The sequence below is a fragment of the Brevibacillus agri genome (assembly GCF_004117055.1).
In the GTDB taxonomy this organism is placed as follows: Bacteria; Bacillota; Bacilli; order Brevibacillales; family Brevibacillaceae; genus Brevibacillus; species Brevibacillus agri.
This window is the reverse complement of record NZ_CP026363.1, coordinates 1,656,013-1,674,946: the sequence shown is the minus strand read 5'-3', so window position 1 is coordinate 1,674,946 and position 18,934 is coordinate 1,656,013. Positions and strand designations below refer to the sequence as shown.

Here is an 18,934-nt window from a genome sequence, read left to right as displayed (position 1 = left end):
GGATGCGCCCGTGCACATGCGCAAACCCGGATCACCTGCACGAATGATCTATTCAAAAATTCATAGATTATGCAAAAATGAATAGCTGGATTACTTGCTCACAGCCTGCTTTTGTTGCAGGGCGACCAGGGCGGCAAAGTCGTGAATCAGCGTAGCTGCCAACAGCGACGTGATCTGTGCCGGGTCGTACGGAGGCAGCACCTCGACCAGATCGAAGCCGATGTAGTTCAGGCCGGTCAAGGAGCGAATCATTTGCAGCGCCTCGTGGCTGGTGAAGCCGCCTACTTCGAGCGTGCCTGTTCCCGGAGCAAAAGCCGGATCGACAAAGTCGATGTCAAAGGTCAAAAAGCACGGCGTGTCCCCGATTTTTGCCTTGATCTCGCCAAGCACGTCATCCCAGCCGCGGTTGCGCAGCTCTTGCGTCGTGACGACGTTGTAGCCAAGCTCGTAGCTCGCTTCGAGATCGCCGGGGTGGTTGAGCGTCCCGCGAATGCCGACCTGAAACACTTTGTCCGGCAAAAGCAGCCCTTCCTCATGCGCCCGGATAAACGGCGAGCCGTGCCAATATTTTTCGTCGTAATACGTATCCCACGTGTCCGTGTGCGAGTCGAACTGAATCATCGCGACCTGGCCGTACACTTTTTTGGCGGCCCGCAGCGAGGCCAGCGTAATCGAGTGATCCCCGCCCAAGCCGATCGGCACGATTCCTTTTTGCATCAGGTCGAGCATGGCTTCCTCCATCAGCTCGTAGCTGCGGTGGATATTGTGCGGGATGACCGGGACGTCCCCGATGTCGATCGCCTTGGTGTCTTCAAACGGGTACACTTTGTGCGTCGGATGGTACGGGAACAGCGTCATCGAAGCCTGGCGAATCGCTTGCGGCGCAAAGCGCGCTCCGACGCGGAAGGACGCCGCCGTGTCAAACGGCTGTCCGATGATCGCTACCTTGGCATTTTCTCGCGCGGACGGCAGACGCATGAAAGTGCCTGTCGTGCAAAACTCCGGTTTTACATCTGGGGAAAGTGGATATTGCATGAGTTTCAGTCCTCCGTTTGTAGGTTGTCGGGTATGAATCGTCTGTTTCTTCTCTACAGCGTTGGACTTTTTGGCAAAGATGACGGGCAGTTGGCTTTGTTACCGTAGTGCCTCTCTATCCCTCAGCTCCTGCCCAACGCTGCCTGTATCCTTTTGCAAACAAGCTCGCCGGATGGGCGAAAGCCGGCAACAGGATCATGGACAGCAGGACAGCGATGAGGAAAAGCTTGTTTCGCATCGCTTGTAACCACTCCTTGTTTCCTTCCTTGCGCGTTCATTGAAATATTATTGCAAAAATTATGCCAATTTATCTTTCGTGAAAACGTTGAAAGGCAGGCTGTTTTCTATTCGTTTTTTCATGATCTATCCATTTTTGCATAACCGCTTTTGCCTGGTCTGATCGCGAAAAAGGAGCGCCGCCCGAATGAGCAACGCTCCTGCCGCTGTTTTTATGCCCGTGTTTCCCCGCTTAGTTCGCCCAGCCCCGCACACGTGCCGCTTCCGCCAGCCTTTTGACGGCGACCATGTACACGGCCTTGCGCATGTCGATGCTGTATTGCTCTGCTGTCTCGTACGCCTTGCGGAAGCTTCCCTCCATCTTCTCGCGCAGCATCTTGTCGACCGTCGCCTCATCCCAGTAGTAGCCCTGGTTGTTTTGCACCCATTCAAAATAAGAAACGATCACGCCGCCGGAATGAGGATGTCGCACGGCCGCTCCAACAGCTCCTGGTTGGTGATCCGGTCGGCAAACAACTGGGTGACCGCGCCAAACGAATCGCGGCGCTCCAGCAAGTACGGAATGTCGAGGCCAGCTTCGTCGTAGATCGCGCCATTGGCGTCCCCGATCCCGACGATTTTTACTCCTTGTTCATGTAAAAACTTCGCCAGGTAGCTGCCGACGTTTCCAACCCCTTGAATGATGACCCGGGCGTCCTGCGTTTTGCTGCTACACCTCTGCTGTTTTAGCAAGTCGTGTGCCAAACGGCGATCCTCGTGCCTTCTTATTGGCATGCGCTTTCTCGCTTTATGCATTTTTGGGTAAACGATGAATTTTTGCATGGATCATTGTCTTCGATTAGGCTTGCTCGTGAGCGAAAAAGCCGGACTGCGGGCTGCTTTCGCTTTTGGCACATCCCTTGCTTACAGTTGCTGATGCAAACAGTCGCATCACCACCGATTTGGCAAGGGGGGCAAATGACATGAGGAGAAACGATGCGACCAGACTCCGCAGCCGGGCGGCGGGAGGACTGGATCGAATAGGAACTGGCTTTTGCTCGTAACAGGCCGTTGATCGAAGCTTGCTTTTGGACGAAGCGACTTCTGAATGTTAAACGCTCTCATTTCACTCGCAAAGGGGATTGGTCATGGAAAAAAGCCTGAATTATTCAACTTCAGCACCCACGTTAAAAAGAAGCTTGAAGCTGTGGCAAGTCATCGTATTGGGGCTTGGCTATTTGACGCCTCTGACTGTGTTTGACACGTACGGGATCGTCAGCCAGGAAACCGGGGGCCACGTCCCGACCGCGTACATTCTCGCGCTGGCAGCGATGCTGTTTACCGCATCCAGCTACGGAAAAATGGTGCGGGTGTTCCCTGTCGCCGGCTCGGCTTACTCGTATGCGCGCCAGGCGATCAATCCGCACATCGGCTTTCTGGTCGGCTGGGTGTCGCTTTTGGACTACGTGTTTCTGCCCGTCATCAATGTGCTTTTGGGCAAAATTTATTTATCCGCCGCCTTCCCGATGGTTCCCGGCTGGATTTTGGGCATTTTGCTTGCTGCGGTGACTACTTTTATCAATTTTCGCGGTATTCAGTCTACGGCCAACTTCAACACGCTGCTGGTCGTGTTTCAGGTGATCGTGGTCGTCGTCTTTATCGGCTTGAGCATCTCGCACATCAGTGCGGCAGCAAACGGGGAGAGCGCCTTCACGATCCAGCCATTTTACGGCGAAGCGATTTCTTTTCCCACCTTGCTGACCGGAGCGGCCATTCTCTGCTTTTCGTTTCTCGGCTTTGACGCGGTCACCACTTATACGGAAGAAGCGGTCGATCCAATGAAGACGATTCCGCGCGGCATTTTTCTCGTCGCATTGATTGGCGGCGTCATTTTCATTACTACCTCCTATTTCACGCAGCTCGCTTTTCCGGTTGTCGACCAGTTCCAAAACCCGGAGTCCCCCTCGCCGGAGATGTCGATGATTCTCGGACAAGACTTGTTTTATGCGTTTTTCGTGGCAGGCAGCATTACCGCCGCTCTCGCCTCCGGGATCGCTTCCCACACGAGCGCTTCCCGCCTGCTGTACGTAATGGGCAGGGAAAACGTCTTGCCGAAAAAGTTGTTCGGCCACTTGCATCCAACGAGAGGAATCCCGGTTCGCAACGTGTTTTTCGTCGGGGCGGTGTCGCTTGCTGCGCTGTTCCTCGATCTGGAGACGGCGCTCGCCTTCATTAATTTTGGGGCATTGACCGCCTTTACTGCCGTCAACGCTTCCGTCATCGCCCATTACTATATTCGCAACCAACGGCGTTCCCTGGCGGATACGTATCGCTACTTGCTTGCCCCGTTGTGCGGGACCAGCTTCGTCGCGTTTCTCTGGTACAACCTGGACAGCCATGCCCTGACGCTCGGGCTGCTCTGGACGCTGGCGGGCATCGGCTACTTGCTGATCGGCACCAAGTTTTTCACGAAAAAGCCGCCTGTCATCGACTTTGAGGAAGCGATTTGATTTCGCTCTGCGCTGACCGTCAGCCAGCCAGTGCGCTTTAGCCAAAACTATTATCAGGAGTTGAGCTGCTCATGAAATTCGAATATTTGTACGATCAATCGGAAAATTTGCTCTCGCGCTTTGTCACCTTCGCCACGGAGCACCATCGCTACGACTTTGCCTTTTTCTACTCCCAGCACTTCGACGGCAAAAGCATTGTCATGTCGCTGCAAAACATGCGCGCCGCCCTGATCTCTTCCGACGACCTTGCGCACAATCATAGCTGGGTGCAGCCGCTTGCGGTGCATGCAGAAGACGAGGACGTCGTCACGAGCTTTTTGCAGAAAGCGCTCTCTTCTTTGTTTCGGCATGATGATCTTGATTGAATGAGGGGTGAATCTGTAAGCAAGTCTTTAGGTGGATGATTGATCTTTGGGCTGATGCCGGGATGTTGGGCATCGGCTTTTTGGGGTTGGGCAGGGTTTTTGAGGGCTGGTTGGCATTCTTGGTAACAGCGCGGTCTTCCCCTGTTTTTAGCAAGGGACAACTTCTCTATTAGCTGAATAGGACAGAGAACCATCGGGAACAAGCAACATTCCAAGCGTATGACATTTTTATGAACGACAAATTGCGACACGTTTTCAACAAATTTTGTTATTAAATGTAATTAATTACAAAAAAGGAGGGTTAAAGATATGAACCAGTACAAATGTCATTCGCTCAAAATTGTATTGCCCGTCGTATTCGCCGTCTCTGTTCTCGCTGTGCCATTCGTAGACGAACTCTCTACCGTTTCGGCTGCCAAAACAGACAGCGAAGCCCCGGCGGAAAAAATCCCGGAAACGATGGAACCGGGCACCATCATTACTTTTGATGAAAACAACAAGATGATCGTCCACCCTTATGAATATAAGGAAGAAGCAGAGAGGCCAAGAGCCAAAGCAGTGCAGAAACAGAAGCCGGATAAAGAAGAGAAAGCCGTTCTTGCCCATATCGAACAGGAGAGAGTGTCGCTGCCCGTCTACTATGATACGGAGCCGGAATTGCCTGCGCCGCACCCCGGCATGACCGTCTACTACGATGGGATGGGATATCCGACCAAGATCGTAGCCGCGGATGGAAAGCTGGTTGATTACGACTCCGCAAGCATCGGTACAAGCAATGCCAAAGCGCTCTCGACAAGTCATGCTGCCGCTGCTGGCTGGACTCCTCCTAAAAACGGTGAGTACGTCTATGGCAAAAACAACGAGAACAAAATTACGATAACCGATAACTATGTGATGGGTGAAGGCTGGGTTACTTGGTACGATGGCGAAGGAAAAACAGGGTCTGATAACAAAAAATTAAAAAACAATAACTGCGCGACAAAGATGAAATACGACCGACCACCCTACAATACGGAAATCAGAGTTAGAAACCTTGAAAACGACATCGTCAAGGAAACTTACAAGGGAGATATTGGTGGGCTTCCCCACGCCGTCCTAGATATTATGCCTGACTTCATGGAGCAGGAGTTCGAAACGAAAGTCGACAAAAAGAAAGGGACTGGCCGTTTCAAAGGCAGAACCTATCATGAAAAATAAGCAGAAGCATCTCTGCCATATGCGTCTGCTAGTTCGGGACGCTTATCTTCATCATGTTATGAAAAAGGAGCACACCCAATGAACGGCTTGTTCCGCAGCATCCTTGTATTGGCGACAGGCTTGTTGGCGCTAACCGCGTGTTCGCAAACGACAGGTCCCGCGTCGGAGACTGTCTCTGTGCCCCTGCCGCCACCGCCACCCGTCTCTCCCTACCTGTCGATCACGGCGACAACCGAGCAGGGCAAAAATTTGTATTTTACCTACCAGTTCGATACCAAGACCGTACAGCACGTAATCGAAACGCCCGATACCGCCCAATACCCGCTCGGCGCCGTCGACCTGCAAAACGGGGCGCTGTTTTATGCGGAACGCGATGCCACCGGGTCAGACCAACTGGTGAAGCTCGACCTGGCGACGCAGCGGAAAGAAACGTTGACCACCGATCTGTTTGCGATCAATTCCATCATTCCGACGGGCGACAAGGTGATTTTGGCGACCGCGGAAAAAAGGAAAGACGTTGTCCAGCTCGCCTCCTATGACTTGCGCGCCAACACGCTTACGTACTGGATGAAGCCCGAAGATCACGATACGTCCGTCCGATCGTTGTCCTATAATCCGTTTACTCGCAAGCTGTACGCGACGTTGTATTCTTTTGCAGAAAGCAGCCAAAACATGGAAAAGGCAAACGAAACACAGGCAGATGACGTCGTGGCCGCCACGCACCGCGTTGTCGAGTACGATCTGAACGGAAATGCCTTGCGGGAATTGTACAAGGCCCGAGAAGTGATTCCTTCCTTTTCCGTCTCAAAGGATGCGAAGCTAGCGCTGGTCAGAAGTGCGCCCATGGTCCATAAACAGCGGGAGAACTACTTGCACTACCTGGGTTCAGGCAAAAAAGAGAAGCTGGACCTTCCCGAGTTGGGGAGAATCGAGGAAATGTACTTGTCTGTTGACAAACAAGGGTTTTACTTCGCTGGAACTGTGAAAAACCCGCCCAAGCATCTGGCCCCTGTCGCCGGAGCATTGAACGGCCTGTATTACTACGACTTTGCCACCCGCACGATCACCCTGCTCTTTTCCAGGCCAGATACTTACATCAACAATTTTGTGCTGCTGGACGGCGCTTCGGCGGCGGCGCAATAAATGCGGGAGGGCAGCTTGATAGCGTTCCCTTCGGCAAAAATACAGCGGCTTTTTTGCGACAGATAGCGAGCAAGCTTCCATAGGAATAGCGTGGGAATGGCAAGCGATGGGGTGGCAACTTTCTCAAGCGAGGGGACAGCGACTTTCTCAAGCGATGAGGCAACGACTTTCGCAAACGCCAGGCGGTGACGAACAGGCGGCGATCGCCTGTGCGCTCTGCTCTGTTTTCGATTTTTGGGCTTTCACACACATGGGCATCCGCATATGGTAATCGGGAGAGCAAAACCCGCGAAAGGAGCAACACGATGTACCCATCGTATTATCACCATCCATGGCATCCCACCGCCATGCCGGTCAACTGGAATCAGCCGTATTGGGAGCACTACTGGCTTCCGGCCTACTCCCATTGGCATGCAAGCTGGGAGGGCGGCTGGAATCGCGTTGAGCTGAAAGACTACGGCCCTCATCCACTGGCGATCAACATTGATGAAGCTGCGAAGCAAAATACAAACTATCGCACCGCCCTGTGGACAGGGAAGCATTTGCAGGTGACGCTGATGAGTATTCCCGTGGGCGGAGACATTGGCTTGGAAATCCATCCGGACACCGATCAGTTCCTCCGCATCGAAGAGGGCCACGGGCTTGTGCAAATGGGGCCGCGAAGAGACAGGCTGGACTATCAGGCCAGACTGAATGACGACTATGCCGTGATGGTCCCGGCAGGAACGTGGCACAACATCATCAACACCGGAAACGAGCCGTTGAAACTGTACACGATCTACGCGCCGCCCCATCATCCGCACGGAACGGTGCACCGAACAAAAGCGCAGGCCGCAGCAGAAGAACGCCACCACTCCTGAATGTGAATGCATCAGCCCGAAAAAAATCCCAATCTCTCGCGTGGATAACGAGAAATTGGGATTTTGTGTTGGGGATGGCCGCCTACTTTTCGACGAGTGTTTCCGCCTGCTCAAAAACTACCTTTCCATCGAAAATCGTCAGCCGCACTTTCGTATCCAGAATTTCCTCCACCGGGATGGCAAACAGATTGCGCTCCAGGACGGCGATGTCAGCGAGCTTGCCCGCCTCCAAAGTCCCCAGCTCGTGCTCGCGGAACGTCCCATATGCCGATCCGGCTGTGTACGCCTTGAGCGCATCGGCGAGCGAGATCCGTTCATGCGAATGCCAGACGTTTTCCCCGCTGCTGTCGATGCGGGTGACGGCGCGATACACTTGCAAGAGCGGCTGCAATATGTCGATCGGGAAGTCTGTGCCAAACGCCAGTCTCGCTCCGGCCTGCTGCAGCGTGTTGATGGAGAACACATGCGGTTCCCGCGCCAAACCGATGCGCTCGGTGTACACGCCCCGCTCGGACATGGCAAAATGGTCGGGTTGCATCGAAGCGGTCACATCCAGCTCCTTGAACCGGGGAATGTCGTCCGGGTGGATGACTTCCACGTGCTCGATGGAGTGGCGAGAGTCGCGCTTGCCGTTTGTTTTTTGCGCTTCCTCGTAGGCGTCAAAGGCAAGCCGGATCGCCCCGTCTCCGATGGCGTGGAAGCGAATGGAAAAGCCTTCCTTGTCGGCCTCCACCACCCATTTTTTGATCGTCTCCGGCGGAAACGACGTCTCTCCGCGCGTATCCGGCTGGTCGGCGTACGGCTCCAGCAAATAGGCGGTACGCGCCGTAATGACGCCGTCGATGAACTGCTTCAAGCCCGACACTCGCAGCTTGTCTGACTGGTACGTCTCCCGCAGCCTTTTCGCCCGCTCCAGGTCGCCGTCCAGGGCAGGCCAGAGGTGAAGCCGCGCCGTCAGCTCCCCTGTGTCCTCGAACTCCTTGAACAGCTCGTAATCCGTCAGCATATCCATCGATTCTGTGGCGAACAGGTCGTGCACGGCAGTGACGCCGAGACTCGCTGCGTGCGCCAGGAAGTTTTTGAACAGCTCCTGCTTCTTTGCTTTTGTAAAATGATAGGCGTGCTTGACGACGGCCCCCATCGCTTTTTCGTACAGCAGGCCATCCGGCTCTCCGGTTTCGTCTTTGCCGATAATCCCGAAGGCAGGGTCTTCCGTGTTCCGGTCGATGCCTGCAATCTCCAGCGCCTTGGAGTTCACCCAGACGTAGTGGCCTTCGGCGTGGAACATGATCGCAGGCCGATCGGGGACAACCCGGTCGAGGGAGTAGCGATTCGGCAGTCGCTGCGTGTCCCAGTAGCCGGCATCCCAGACCGCGCCGATGACCCACGGTTCATTCGGCTTCGCTTGCGCAAATTCGCGGATGATCTCCAGCGCTTCCGCTTCGGAGCGGGCGGAAAACAGCATCGCGCTTTCCATCATCACCGCTCCGTGCATCACGTGCAGATGGAAGTCGTGAAACCCTGGCATGACGAGCTGATCCTGAAAATCGTATCGTTTTGTCTCTTCCCCTGCGTACTTGCTGATTTCTTCCTTGGAGCCAACCGCGATAATCCGGTTGCCCGCGATGGCAATAGCGGCAGGCTCCGGCCGGTCGGAAAGCCCGGTAAAAACGGCGTTGCTCGATACAATCAGGTCGGCTGTTTGCGTGGTCATAAATATCCATCCTCTCCAGATCGTGTTTGCTGTGAAAAAACGTTTGCCTCATTCCGTACGCCTTTAGTGCACCTCGTCGACAGTGAGCATGGGGGGCGGCTGCCTGAACATTTTCGTCAGCCCCAGCAGATAAAGAAAGCCGATCAGCAGCCAGCTTCCCCCGAGCAGCAAGGAGTGTTTGTCCAGCTTGACAAAAAACAGGCCGATGAGCGCCGCACCGATCAGCGGCAGGAGCAAGTATTGAATCGTGCCTTTGAACGATCGCTGTTTCTCGCGAATGTAGTAATGGGCAATCACGGCCAGATTGACGAAGAAAAAGGCGAATAAGGCCCCGAAATTGATAAACGATACGGCCGTCATGAGATCGAGAAACAGCGCGCTCATCGCGACTACGCCGATGAGGACGATATTCGGAATCGGCGTGCGGAACTTCGGCGACAAATAGCCAAACACTTTTTTCGGCAAAACATTTTCCCTGCCCATCGCGTACAAAATGCGCGAGGCGCTCGTGCCTGACGCTACGGCGGAGGCAAAACCCGCTGTCAGCCCGACCGCAATCACAATGCTCGTAAACACGTTTCCGCCGATGTACGCGGCAATCTCCAAGTAAGCGGAGTCGGGATTTTGGAAGGACTGATACTGCGGGAAAATGAGTTGCGCGAAATAAGAGCCGGAAATAAACAGCAGCCCGCCAATCAGCGTAATCATGTAAATCGCTCGCGGCAATGTTTTCGTCGCGTCCTTCGTCTCCTCCGAAAGCGTCGTCACCGCGTCAAAACCGAGGAAGCTGAAACAGAGCAGCGGAACGACGGACAAAAGCGTCGGAACGTTGATTTTTGCATCGTAAAAGGGCAGCGTCGAGAACAGTGTCCCTGCCCCCTTGCCGTTTTGCAGTCCGTAAATCGCCAAAACGAAAAACAGCAGGAAGACGAACAGTTGCAAAAACAGCATGTACGTATTGAACTGCGCTGCCAGCTTGATCCCGAGAATGTTGACCGCCGTAATGACGGCAACAAACGAAACGATCCAGACGAACATCGGGACGGAAGGAAAGAAGGCGGACAGCGAGATGCCGATGAGCAGCGAGCTAATCATCGGGCTGAACATGTAGTCGATGATGATCGTCCAGCCGACGATAAAGCCGACGTGCGGGCTGATCGTTTTTTGCGTAAACGTGTAGGCCGCTCCCGCATTCGGAAACGCTTTTACCAGTTGCGCATAGCTGTACGCCGTAAACAGCATGACAATCAGCGCAATCGCATACGCCGTGGGCATCATCCCGTTTGTGCTGTGTACGGCAACACCGTAGGTCGAAAAAAACGTTTGCGGGGCCATGAAAGCCAGCCCGAAAAAGACGATGTGTTTCAAGGTAAGCGAGCGTTTCAGCGTTGGTGCAGTCGGATGCTCCATAGATCAATCCCCCAGTTCTTTTGCTAGGCTCCTCTCCTTTTTCGAGAAGTTGTCCTCTGCATATTTTGTACCAAGTCTGATTATTTAGGAATTTCAGTTTATTTTCACCCTGTTTCGAAACGTTTTTGCCGTAGCATCTATGCAATCGCGCATCGGCAACCCATTTTTGCATAATCAGATCAGAAAATTTGGCTGCGACAAGCCATTGGTACAGCCTTAGTTGCACGTATGCTGGCACGAGAAAAAACGGCTGCCGAACTTGCTGGCAGCCGCTGTTTCATGATTGGCATGTGCTGGCGAAAATTCGCCCTGTGCCTGTGCCGCCTGCTACCTGTTTTTTGGCAGCAAAGGAAGGCGAATGTGGCTCGGGTGCTGTTCATCGTGGTAAATGTGCTGCCGGGCCACCACCGTCTCGGTTTCCGTCGCCAAATCTGTCCCGGTGTTCGGATTCGGGAACGAAAAGTTCTCCGCCCCGGACGTGACACAGACCCGAATGCGGTGGCCTTTTTCGAAGACGTTGGCGATTTTGCCCATGCGGATTTCGTAGCGCTCAATCTGGCCTGGCTCAAGCAGCTTCGGCTCGGCAAAAGAATGACGGTAGCGGGCGCAGATGATTCCGTCCGACAGCCGGATGGAGTTGCCCTCTTCATCGACGTCGCTCAGGCGCACCAGCCAGTCCGTATCCCGCGCAGAGCTTGCCGCGTACAGGACAGCCGAGATTTCCCCCGCGATCGCGACGTCTTCCTGCAACGGCTCCGAGGTGTAGACTAGCACGTCCGGGCGCTTTTCGACCTCCCGGTAATTTTCCGGCACGCTGTTTTCGTTTTCGGACAAATCGAGCAAATAAGGCGCGGCGTCCAGCGGGTCAAACAAGTACGCGTCGGCTGGCTCGTTGCCCGGAGCCGCGAGCGTCAGAGCGCCGTCTCCCGCGCTCTTGGGTTGTGTCCATTGTGGTAGTACATCGGTTAAACGGAACGGTATCTATCGCTCAAGACAACGCTATCTATGTAATGATTGTGGAAAATCTTTCAATGATCTGACAAATACGCCATTTTCAGGCTCTCGATACCCTGAAAAATGGGTGAAATACATTGAATTAATGGTAGAGGGATATACCCTACCAAAAATCGCTGAAAAACTCCAAATACACATTTCTACTGCCTTTTATTGGAGGCATAAAATCTTGAACGCATTAGGAAGTCTTGGCTTTAATCAACTGCAAGGTATCGTTGAGAGTGACGAAACCTTCTTTCGTGAGTCTATGAAAGGTAGAGAAATCACTCATAGAAAATCCAAGAAACGAGGTGAAAAAGACGAAAAAAGAGGAATTTCCAACCTTAAAATTGCTGTTGTAGTTGCACAAGACCGTAACGGTAGTGTGATTGCTCGAAAAGCAGGAACAGGTCGTGTAAGAGCTGAAGAAATTGACACTGTTCCGTTGGCTTGAATTAGGCAAGTATTTGGCATTTGAAAAACGTGTTGAGCAAATGCTTATTTCAGCGTGTCAAAAATCGACCAACACCACAGTCAATTCTTTAAGGTCTGTTTTATAAGGCATAAAAAAGGATAGCGTATGCTACCCGTCTTGCATCAATTTTCGGCAATACCATTGGCAAGTAATGAAATATATCCGATTGTACAAATTGCAATAATGTTAAGTATTATTAGTAGCCATTTCATTATGCCTTTTTTGGCTTTTAGTCCCGAAAAAACTCCTAATAATGGGAACAGAAACATCGAAATAATAAATGGTTTACCGAATGTTCCTAACGACACACCACTCAACATTGTATAAAACAAACCAATGAAGATTACCAAAGTAGCAAGTGAAAAAATACTGTATTTATTCAAATGGGTTCACCTCCTGAAAGTTATTTGTTATTCCTAATTTATCATATTCAAACCTTTATACAATTACTATTTTTATATCTTTATTATATCACAATGTTTATTTTTCTCCTTCAGAAGCCACAAAGTTTACGAAAACAGCCTTAAAAATAAACGTGGGCCTAGAATTTGAATAATTTTAATACAGTTAACCTTTTCCCCCAGAGCTCATAAACCTAGCTTCCTTTTCGATTACTTCAGTTTAATAGTTTCCGTATGCTCTATTCCTTTTGTGTCATCCCAAATGATTGTAACATATGCATTGGAAAGCTTACTTCGGAGTTTCCAAACAGGAAGAACCCAAGCATCCATTTCTCCTCCATCAAGTGTCATTAAATAAACAGTATCACTGTATTGGTATGGATTGTGATACTTGATTGTTTTATTAAGACCTAGTTCCTCAGATAGATTTACTTCTATACTTTTTAAACTTATAGGTAACTCCTTAACCCTATATTCAAGCTTCAAATTATCAGTTGTTACATTACGGTTAATTGCTGTCACTTTTATTTCCCCTGACCAGTTGGTTGAAACACCATTTAAAGAACACCCAGCAAAAAAGTTAGGTAAATACACAAAATCAGTATCCCTGTCGCTATTAGTGGCATCCATTTTTTTATTGTCATTTTACCCCTCCCGCTCTCTCTCACTGGCTATTAGGGCTTGCTGAACGAATGAGAAATATACAAGAAATCATGAATAATATGCAGATTTGGTTCCAAAACAGCAAAGTCAGAGTCTGAATGGCATATCAGTAGTATAAAATACTGTTTTTCCGATCCATTTTGAACGTTTCGTGTGCCTCTTGATTGAACGAAATTCTTACTGGTGCAAGGTTTTTCAAAGAATTCCTGCAAAAACCTTGCACTTGGTTATAAATCCAGATTTTCCGCAGTTTTCTTTGATTATTTCACGATTCCTCGCGTTTATGCATTGTTCAGCAAGCCCTATATAAATGCCAAATGGACGGAACTACCTTGTAGGTCATTCCGTTCTTTCGCCATTTGAAACCAGAATCACGTACAGAAAAATCAGTTTATTAGTCCAGAGATTTTTATGCAACGCTGGTGATTTGTTCAATATCATTATTGTAGATGAAATTGTATAAAGCCGCCCTTTTTCCCTTCGCGCACCGGAGCGAAAAAGCTGCCGTCTCCCGCGTAATTGCGGCGGCTCCACGTCAGCCCCAGCATCCGCACGCCCAGCTCGTAAAAAATGCGCAGCAGGCCGAGATCGTTGTACAGCGGCTCTGCGCCTTCCAGCGAGAGGATGAACGAGACTTTGCCTGCCTGTCTGGCTGTGAGCAGGTCTTGCACGCATTTTGCGATGACAAACTGGTCGCCGGACTCCGCCGCTTCCGCGTGCAGGGCGCTCACCTGGTTCAGCGCCTTGCGCAAGGCCATTTCCGGCACAAACGCATCTTCGACGAATACGGCGGCCACGACGGAATGCACGCCGCCCTGCTGAAACCGCGGCAAATACTCCGTCTCGATCAGCTTCGTCCGTCCGTAGCCGCGTTGAATCTCCACATCCATCAAAAGGTCAAAATGCCCGTCCAGCACATGGACGCCATCGTGAAAACGCCGCGCCTGCTCCACAGTCGCATCTGCCATGCTCGCTCATCTCCCGTCTTTTTTGTCCAAATAGTTGTAGATCGTGTACTTCGTGACGCCCAGCAAATCGGCCACATGCTGGACGGCCCCTTTGATTAAAAACAGGCCGACTTCGTCGAGCAGGTGGATAAACTGGATTTTTTCTTCTTTTTGCATGAGAGCGATCGGCTTGCCCGTCTTTTTCAGGCAGTCGTCGATCATTTGCTCCATCAGGCTGGTGACCGTTGGCGCGAACGTTTCTGCCGTCCGGCCTTCCTCCACCTTGTCGGCAAACGCCATCATTTCGCTCAAGGCCGACTGCGCGATCGCAATGTGCGTCAGGTCGATGTTGATGCACAGGCTGCCGATGACCTGTCCGTTTTCGTCCTTGATATAGATCGAGCTGGACTTGATCTGCTTGCCTTTGATCGTGTCGTTGCGGTAGTTGAGGTCGTAGTCCTCCTGGCTCGTCTTGGCGGTGCGCAGCGCTTGCAGCGCCAGATTGGTGACAGGGGAGCCGACCTGTCTGCCGCTCACATGGCCGTTGTGGATCGCAATGATCGAGGAAGACACGTCCGTCAGATTGTGCAGCACCACTTCGCAATGCTGGCCGAATGTTTTCGCCAGCCCTTCCACGACCGGTATGTAGCTGGTGAGAATCGGATGAATCGGTTTCGTCATGAAAAAAGCCTCGCTTCTTTTGTCTAAGATGATGTCAACTGACCTCCACAATCAGCTCAATCTCAAGCGGATTGTTGAAGGGCAGGACAGAGGTTCCGGCTGCCGCCCGCGCATGCTTGCCTGCCTCCCCGAACACTTCGATCAAAAGGTCGGAAGCGCCGTTGATGACTCGCGGCTGCTCGTAAAAATCCGGCGCGCTGCTGACCAGCGCAAACAGCTTGACCATGCGCACAATCCGGTCGAGATCGCCAAGCTCGGCTTTCAGCATCGAAAGCAGATTGAGCGTCGTAATTTTCGCCGCCTCGTACCCTTCTTCGATCGTCACGTCTGCCCCCAGCCTGCCCAGGTAGAGCGGCTTGCCATCGACGTAGCAGCCCGCCCCGGAAGTGTAGAGCAGATTGCCCGTCCGCACGCACGAGACGTAGTTCGCCATCGTCGGCGGTGGCGGCGGCAGCGTATAGCCCAGTTGCTGCAAGCGATTTTCGATCTTCGACATAGCATCACCCCGCGAATGAATGAAAAGTCAGAAATATTTTTCGTTACGTTAACCATACTATTCTGCGCACTTCTTTTTCAACAAATTTTTGAATACGATTAATTTTTTAAAAATCTATCCAGCAAAAAAGCCAGGCACGCTCGCTTGCAAGCATGTCTGGCGGATTGTTGGCGCATTTCTGGCGCATTTCTGGCGCATTTCTGGCGCGTTGCTGGCGATCCCGCAACTCATCTGCACCTGCAAAAGCGGTTTCCCTTCGCCTTCCTAACGGAGCCTCAATAACGAAGCTGCATCAAAATGCTTCTGATCTCGTCGTCATTCATCATCAGATCGTAATGCTTCCGGCTGATTTTCGCCAGCGCGAGATCGTGGTAGAAAAATTCCGTGAAAACTTTGACAAACGGCTTGGACATCGTTTTGATCGCTTGCCACGACTGGTTTTCCTCACAGGCGAAAATCACCTCGCGCTCGTCGATAATCAGCAGGCGAAAGCGCTCCAGCGTGTGGTGCTCTGCTGCCGGAATCAGCGTATGCACTTTGGCGATATTCGGCTTCAACGCCCCGACGACGAGCACCTCCACGTCTACTCCGTCCGCTTCTTTCTGTTCCAGAAGCGGCAAATACTCGACCAGATCGTCTTTCCACGCCGAAATGCGGATGGAGCTTTTCGCTTCCTGAATCATCTGCTTGCTCTGTACGCGAATCGACGTGTCGACCTTCAGGCTCCAAACCAAATCTTCGGAGTAGGACTTTTTGCGCGACTGGATTTTCAACTGCTTGATGTTGTCCTGGAACTCTGCCGTCAGCTTTTCGATGGCAAGCGGCAAGGGCAGCGCACTGTAGAGCTTTTTCTTTTCCGATACCGAATCCAGCACCATGCCTTTTTCGATCATGCGCGACAGCACTTCGTATATTTTCGCTTTTGGCACGCCGGAATATTTCACGATTTTCGTCGCGTCCAACGGTTCCTCGCTCGACACCAGCGCTTCAAAAACTTTGCTTTCATACTGTGAAAAACCAAATTTTTGTAACATGCTTCCTCCTGCCCGTATCAACTGGTTATTTATTTCCTATGATAAAGCATAGATGGACACAAAGCCAACGAACCTCCGAATTGACAGGCGCCTGGCTTCCATGTAAGCTGGTAAAAGCCTGCAAATTAGGTTACTCCACGAGTAGTAACTAAAATTCAAAATCGTTGCACTTCTCTTTCAAAACGCTTTGAAAGCGGCTCCACGGGCCTGGAAGGGACATGCACCTCGCGCAGCATGAGATACTTGTCATAATTGGGAGGCAGAAAGTAGCAATGAATGTCGTTTTTTTGTTGACGGGTTTACTGTTTGTGTTCGGCGTGGGCTTTGCGCTCAGCCATCATCGCAGAGCGATCAGGCTAAAGCCGATTCTCATCATGATCGCCACCCAGCTCGTGCTGGCCTTTCTTTTGCTCAATACCGGGCTCGGGATTGACCTGATTTTGTTTATTTCCAAAGGCTTCGATACACTGATGAAGCTCGGGATCAGCGGAGTGGACTTCGTGTTTGGCGGGCTGGAAAACAACGGCACGTCCACCTTCTTTCTCGATGTGCTGCTGCCGATTATTTTCATCTCCGTGCTGATCGGGATTTTGAACCATTTTAAAATCTTGCCGCTGCTCATTCGCTTCACCGGCTTCGTGCTGAGCAAGCTGAACGGAATGGGCCGGCTGGAAAACTACATCGCGGTCTCCTCTGCTTTTCTCGGGCAATCGGAAGTGTTTCTGACGACGAAAAAGCAGCTCGGGCTCGTCTCCAGCAAGCGTCTCTATACGCTGTGCACCTCTGCCATGAGCGCTGTGAGCATTGCCATCGTCGGCGCCTACATGACCATGCTGGAGCCAAAATACGTGGTCGTCGCCATCGTCGTGAACATCCTGTCGGCGCTGATCGTCGCCAACATCATCAACCCGTACGAGCTGACGGCGGAAGAAGACTTGATCGAGCCTGAGGCAGAAGTAGAGAGGCCTGCCTTTTTCCAGATGATTAGCGAGAGCATCGTGGACGGGCTGAAAATCGCCGTGATCGTCGGCGCGATGTTGATCGGCTTCATCGCCCTGATGAATCTGGTCAACGAGCTGTTTTTGCTGATCTTCCGCATTTCGTTCCAGGACGTGCTCGGGTACATTTTCGCTCCTGTCGCCTTTTTGATGGGCATTCCCCAGGCGGAGATCGTTACGGCTGGCAGCATCATGGCGACGAAAATCGTCACGAACGAATTTGTCGCGATGCTCGACTTCAAGGAAATCGCGAGCAGCCTGTCGGCGAAAACGGTCGGCATCGTCTCGGTCTTCCTCGTCAGCTTTGCCAACTTCGGCTCCATCGGCATCATTACAGGCTCTGTGCGCGCGCTGAATGAAAAGCAGGGCGATCTCGTGGCGAAATTCGGCTTGAAGCTGCTGCTCGGCTCCACGCTCGCCTCTGTCTTGTCCGCCACGATCATCGGCGTCTTTCTGTGATCGGCGGCTGGCTTCCACGCAAAAAACAGGCATGCAGCTCACAGCCATGCCTGTTTTTTTGCGTTCGCAGCTTCTGCGGATTGAGCTTGCCAGCTTCATCTGGCAAGGCAAGCTGGCTCAGCCGGGACGACGGCGCTCAAGCGCAACTCGACCCTTGTCCCTTGCCCTTCTGTCGAGTAAATCTCGATCTGCCCGCCCATTTCCTCGACCAGCTTTTTGCAGACGGAGAGGCCGATGCCCGTCCCCTTTTCCTTCGTCGTATAAAACGGCTCAAACAAATGCTTCTTGCGCTGCTCGGAAATACCGCAGCCGTTGTCCTCAATCGTCACGCTGACCGTTGATTCGGAGGCAAAAAAACGGGTGTGAATCCGGACGATTCCGTTTGTGTCCACTGCGTCGATCGCGTTTTGCATCAGGTTGAGGCAAATTTGCTCCACGTGGGATGGAATCGCCCAGACCCGGACTTGCTCAGGTGAATAATGAAAAGACAAGTGCACATCTTTTTCGATGAGAGAATGCATCGTCAGCTCATGCACCCTCTCCAGCAGCGGGTGCAGCTCGACGATTTCGTTGCGGCTGTTCGCCGCTTCATTTTTGCGGGCCAAAATCAAAAAGCTCGTGACCAGCTTGTCCAAGGTTTGCACCTCGTGCTGGCAAATTTGAATGTACTTGGCAAAGCGCTCCCTGTCTGCCGGAGAGGGAGCCTCCAGTTCCAGACTTTTTCGCATCAACTGCAAAAATCCGCGAATCGCCGTCAACGGATTGCGTATCTCATGCGCCATGCCTGCGGCCATCTGCCCGATGACCCCCATTTTTTGCTGGTGCAAATGGCTGATCTTCTGATCTTTGCTCGCCAAGTATCCGCGCATCGTGTGGTGATAGCGCACGCTTAGCACATCGTGCAGGCGCGACAACAGTTCCTCTCTGGCCAGTGCCTCCGTGCAGGCTCGCCGTATGCCCTCATACGCATGGTGGCGCAGGTTGTGCATCGCTTCGAGCAGCACTTCCTTCGGGATTTCTTCCTTCGCCCACCTCTCCCCCCACTTGTACGACTTCCTGGGCAGCGCCTGCAAATATACCGTGTACTCGCCCTCTTCTGCAAATAGCTGCTGCACCGCTTCTGTCAGCAAGCCGTGAACCCCTATCCGCTGCTGTTGCTGATATTTGCGATAGTAACGGGAAATCGGCTCTCCAAATGAAAGCATGTCTTGCATGTGCAGCTCCACGATTTCCTCCGCAGCGACCAGCAACGGCGACAGCCATCTGTCCCTGACCGAAATCCACTCTTCGTCACTCATTGTTTCCCTCTTGCCCTTCCCCATATTTTCCCAACCAAA

General features: G+C 52.1%; 18 protein-coding genes and 2 pseudogenes. 7 read left to right on the top strand and 13 right to left on the bottom strand.

What is annotated here, in order from left to right:
- Positions 1–90: 90 nt before the first annotated feature.
- The 3 genes and pseudogenes from speB to BA6348_RS26990 all read right to left on the bottom strand — a co-directional run.
- A complete protein-coding gene (gene speB, locus BA6348_RS08405; protein ID WP_007784404.1) occupies positions 91–1,035 on the bottom strand; it encodes an agmatinase in 945 nt (314 codons plus the stop codon).
- Positions 1,036–1,150: 115 nt separating this feature from the next.
- Positions 1,151–1,273, bottom strand: coding sequence for a hypothetical protein (locus tag BA6348_RS27665; protein WP_255320452.1), 123 nt, complete (start codon positions 1,271–1,273; stop codon positions 1,151–1,153).
- 231 nt (positions 1,274–1,504) lie between these two features.
- Positions 1,505–1,977, bottom strand: a pseudogene (locus tag BA6348_RS26990) (Glu/Leu/Phe/Val dehydrogenase); the annotation flags it as partial.
- A gap of 422 nt (positions 1,978–2,399) precedes the next feature.
- Between BA6348_RS26990 and BA6348_RS08390 the strand changes: the two are divergent.
- From BA6348_RS08390 to BA6348_RS08365, 5 genes are all read left to right on the top strand, one after another.
- Entirely contained in the window at positions 2,400–3,761 is a 1,362-nt protein-coding gene (locus BA6348_RS08390; protein WP_025845372.1) for an APC family permease, read from the top strand.
- A 71-nt stretch (positions 3,762–3,832) separates the two neighbouring features.
- Entirely contained in the window at positions 3,833–4,126 is a 294-nt protein-coding gene (locus BA6348_RS08385; RefSeq protein WP_007784416.1) for an SAV0927 family protein, read from the top strand.
- Positions 4,127–4,435: 309 nt separating this feature from the next.
- Positions 4,436–5,323 carry a hypothetical protein gene (locus tag BA6348_RS08380; protein WP_051353959.1) on the top strand — a complete coding sequence of 296 codons (888 nt, stop codon included), beginning with the start codon at positions 4,436–4,438 and terminating at the stop codon, positions 5,321–5,323.
- A 78-nt stretch (positions 5,324–5,401) separates the two neighbouring features.
- The gene (locus BA6348_RS27230; protein ID WP_025845376.1) at positions 5,402–6,466 is read left to right on the top strand and encodes a hypothetical protein; all 1,065 of its coding nucleotides are present in this window, start codon (positions 5,402–5,404) and stop codon (positions 6,464–6,466) included.
- A 305-nt stretch (positions 6,467–6,771) separates the two neighbouring features.
- The gene (locus tag BA6348_RS08365; RefSeq protein ID WP_025845377.1) at positions 6,772–7,326 is read left to right on the top strand and encodes a cupin domain-containing protein; all 555 of its coding nucleotides are present in this window, start codon (positions 6,772–6,774) and stop codon (positions 7,324–7,326) included.
- 82 nt (positions 7,327–7,408) lie between these two features.
- Here the strand turns inward: BA6348_RS08365 and BA6348_RS08360 are convergent, their stop codons facing one another.
- From BA6348_RS08360 to BA6348_RS08350, 3 genes are all read right to left on the bottom strand, one after another.
- On the bottom strand, positions 7,409–9,040 hold the full coding sequence (locus tag BA6348_RS08360) for an amidohydrolase (protein ID WP_122953320.1): 1,632 nt from the start codon (positions 9,038–9,040) through the stop codon (positions 7,409–7,411).
- Positions 9,041–9,103: 63 nt separating this feature from the next.
- A complete protein-coding gene (locus BA6348_RS08355) occupies positions 9,104–10,450 on the bottom strand; it encodes an APC family permease (protein WP_005830467.1) in 1,347 nt (448 codons plus the stop codon).
- 327 nt (positions 10,451–10,777) lie between these two features.
- Positions 10,778–11,365, bottom strand: a complete 588-nt coding sequence (locus BA6348_RS08350; protein ID WP_174435215.1) for a CocE/NonD family hydrolase — start codon at positions 11,363–11,365, stop codon at positions 10,778–10,780.
- 19 nt (positions 11,366–11,384) lie between these two features.
- Here BA6348_RS08350 and BA6348_RS08345 point away from each other — a divergent pair.
- A pseudogene (locus tag BA6348_RS08345) lies at positions 11,385–11,885 on the top strand (IS1595 family transposase); the annotation flags it as partial.
- 155 nt (positions 11,886–12,040) lie between these two features.
- Here BA6348_RS08345 and BA6348_RS08340 read toward each other — a convergent pair.
- The 6 genes from BA6348_RS08340 to BA6348_RS08315 form a co-directional block, all read right to left on the bottom strand.
- On the bottom strand, positions 12,041–12,301 hold the full coding sequence (locus BA6348_RS08340) for a hypothetical protein (RefSeq protein WP_005830473.1): 261 nt from the start codon (positions 12,299–12,301) through the stop codon (positions 12,041–12,043).
- 228 nt (positions 12,302–12,529) lie between these two features.
- Entirely contained in the window at positions 12,530–12,949 is a 420-nt protein-coding gene (locus tag BA6348_RS08335) for a hypothetical protein (protein ID WP_026558163.1), read from the bottom strand.
- Positions 12,950–13,422: 473 nt separating this feature from the next.
- Entirely contained in the window at positions 13,423–13,950 is a 528-nt protein-coding gene (locus tag BA6348_RS08330) for a dipeptidase (RefSeq protein ID WP_025847564.1), read from the bottom strand.
- A gap of 6 nt (positions 13,951–13,956) precedes the next feature.
- Positions 13,957–14,610 carry a helix-turn-helix transcriptional regulator gene (locus BA6348_RS08325; RefSeq protein ID WP_122953319.1) on the bottom strand — a complete coding sequence of 218 codons (654 nt, stop codon included), beginning with the start codon at positions 14,608–14,610 and terminating at the stop codon, positions 13,957–13,959.
- A gap of 34 nt (positions 14,611–14,644) precedes the next feature.
- Positions 14,645–15,106 carry a RidA family protein gene (locus tag BA6348_RS08320; RefSeq protein ID WP_122953318.1) on the bottom strand — a complete coding sequence of 154 codons (462 nt, stop codon included), beginning with the start codon at positions 15,104–15,106 and terminating at the stop codon, positions 14,645–14,647.
- 275 nt (positions 15,107–15,381) lie between these two features.
- Complete coding sequence (locus BA6348_RS08315; RefSeq protein ID WP_005827386.1) at positions 15,382–16,140, bottom strand: TrmB family transcriptional regulator; 759 nt, start codon at positions 16,138–16,140, stop codon at positions 15,382–15,384.
- A gap of 272 nt (positions 16,141–16,412) precedes the next feature.
- On the opposite strand from BA6348_RS08315, the gene BA6348_RS08310 reads away from it, so the two are divergent.
- Positions 16,413–17,597 (top strand): NupC/NupG family nucleoside CNT transporter, encoded by a 1,185-nt coding sequence (locus BA6348_RS08310; protein WP_005827388.1) that lies wholly within the window; start codon positions 16,413–16,415, stop codon positions 17,595–17,597.
- A gap of 95 nt (positions 17,598–17,692) precedes the next feature.
- Here the strand turns inward: BA6348_RS08310 and BA6348_RS08305 are convergent, their stop codons facing one another.
- Positions 17,693–18,895, bottom strand: a complete 1,203-nt coding sequence (locus BA6348_RS08305) for a sensor histidine kinase (RefSeq protein WP_007786723.1) — start codon at positions 18,893–18,895, stop codon at positions 17,693–17,695.
- Positions 18,896–18,934: the final 39 nt, after the last annotated feature.

What these genes read in the sequence shown, in the direction of transcription:
- speB (WP_007784404.1), bottom strand. Translation starts at nt 1,035, where the DNA reads ATGCAATATCCACTTTCCCCAGATGTAAAACCGGAGTTTTGCACGACA.
- BA6348_RS27665 (WP_255320452.1), bottom strand. Translation starts at nt 1,273, where the DNA reads ATGCGAAACAAGCTTTTCCTCATCGCTGTCCTGCTGTCCATGATCCTG.
- BA6348_RS08390 (WP_025845372.1), top strand. Translation starts at nt 2,400, where the DNA reads ATGGAAAAAAGCCTGAATTATTCAACTTCAGCACCCACGTTAAAAAGA.
- BA6348_RS08385 (WP_007784416.1), top strand. Translation starts at nt 3,833, where the DNA reads ATGAAATTCGAATATTTGTACGATCAATCGGAAAATTTGCTCTCGCGC.
- BA6348_RS08380 (WP_051353959.1), top strand. Translation starts at nt 4,436, where the DNA reads ATGAACCAGTACAAATGTCATTCGCTCAAAATTGTATTGCCCGTCGTA.
- BA6348_RS27230 (WP_025845376.1), top strand. Translation starts at nt 5,402, where the DNA reads ATGAACGGCTTGTTCCGCAGCATCCTTGTATTGGCGACAGGCTTGTTG.
- BA6348_RS08365 (WP_025845377.1), top strand. Translation starts at nt 6,772, where the DNA reads ATGTACCCATCGTATTATCACCATCCATGGCATCCCACCGCCATGCCG.
- BA6348_RS08360 (WP_122953320.1), bottom strand. Translation starts at nt 9,040, where the DNA reads ATGACCACGCAAACAGCCGACCTGATTGTATCGAGCAACGCCGTTTTT.
- BA6348_RS08355 (WP_005830467.1), bottom strand. Translation starts at nt 10,450, where the DNA reads ATGGAGCATCCGACTGCACCAACGCTGAAACGCTCGCTTACCTTGAAA.
- BA6348_RS08335 (WP_026558163.1), bottom strand. Translation starts at nt 12,949, where the DNA reads ATGGATGCCACTAATAGCGACAGGGATACTGATTTTGTGTATTTACCT.
- BA6348_RS08330 (WP_025847564.1), bottom strand. Translation starts at nt 13,950, where the DNA reads ATGGCAGATGCGACTGTGGAGCAGGCGCGGCGTTTTCACGATGGCGTC.
- BA6348_RS08325 (WP_122953319.1), bottom strand. Translation starts at nt 14,610, where the DNA reads ATGACGAAACCGATTCATCCGATTCTCACCAGCTACATACCGGTCGTG.
- BA6348_RS08320 (WP_122953318.1), bottom strand. Translation starts at nt 15,106, where the DNA reads ATGTCGAAGATCGAAAATCGCTTGCAGCAACTGGGCTATACGCTGCCG.
- BA6348_RS08315 (WP_005827386.1), bottom strand. Translation starts at nt 16,140, where the DNA reads ATGTTACAAAAATTTGGTTTTTCACAGTATGAAAGCAAAGTTTTTGAA.
- BA6348_RS08310 (WP_005827388.1), top strand. Translation starts at nt 16,413, where the DNA reads ATGAATGTCGTTTTTTTGTTGACGGGTTTACTGTTTGTGTTCGGCGTG.
- BA6348_RS08305 (WP_007786723.1), bottom strand. Translation starts at nt 18,895, where the DNA reads ATGAGTGACGAAGAGTGGATTTCGGTCAGGGACAGATGGCTGTCGCCG.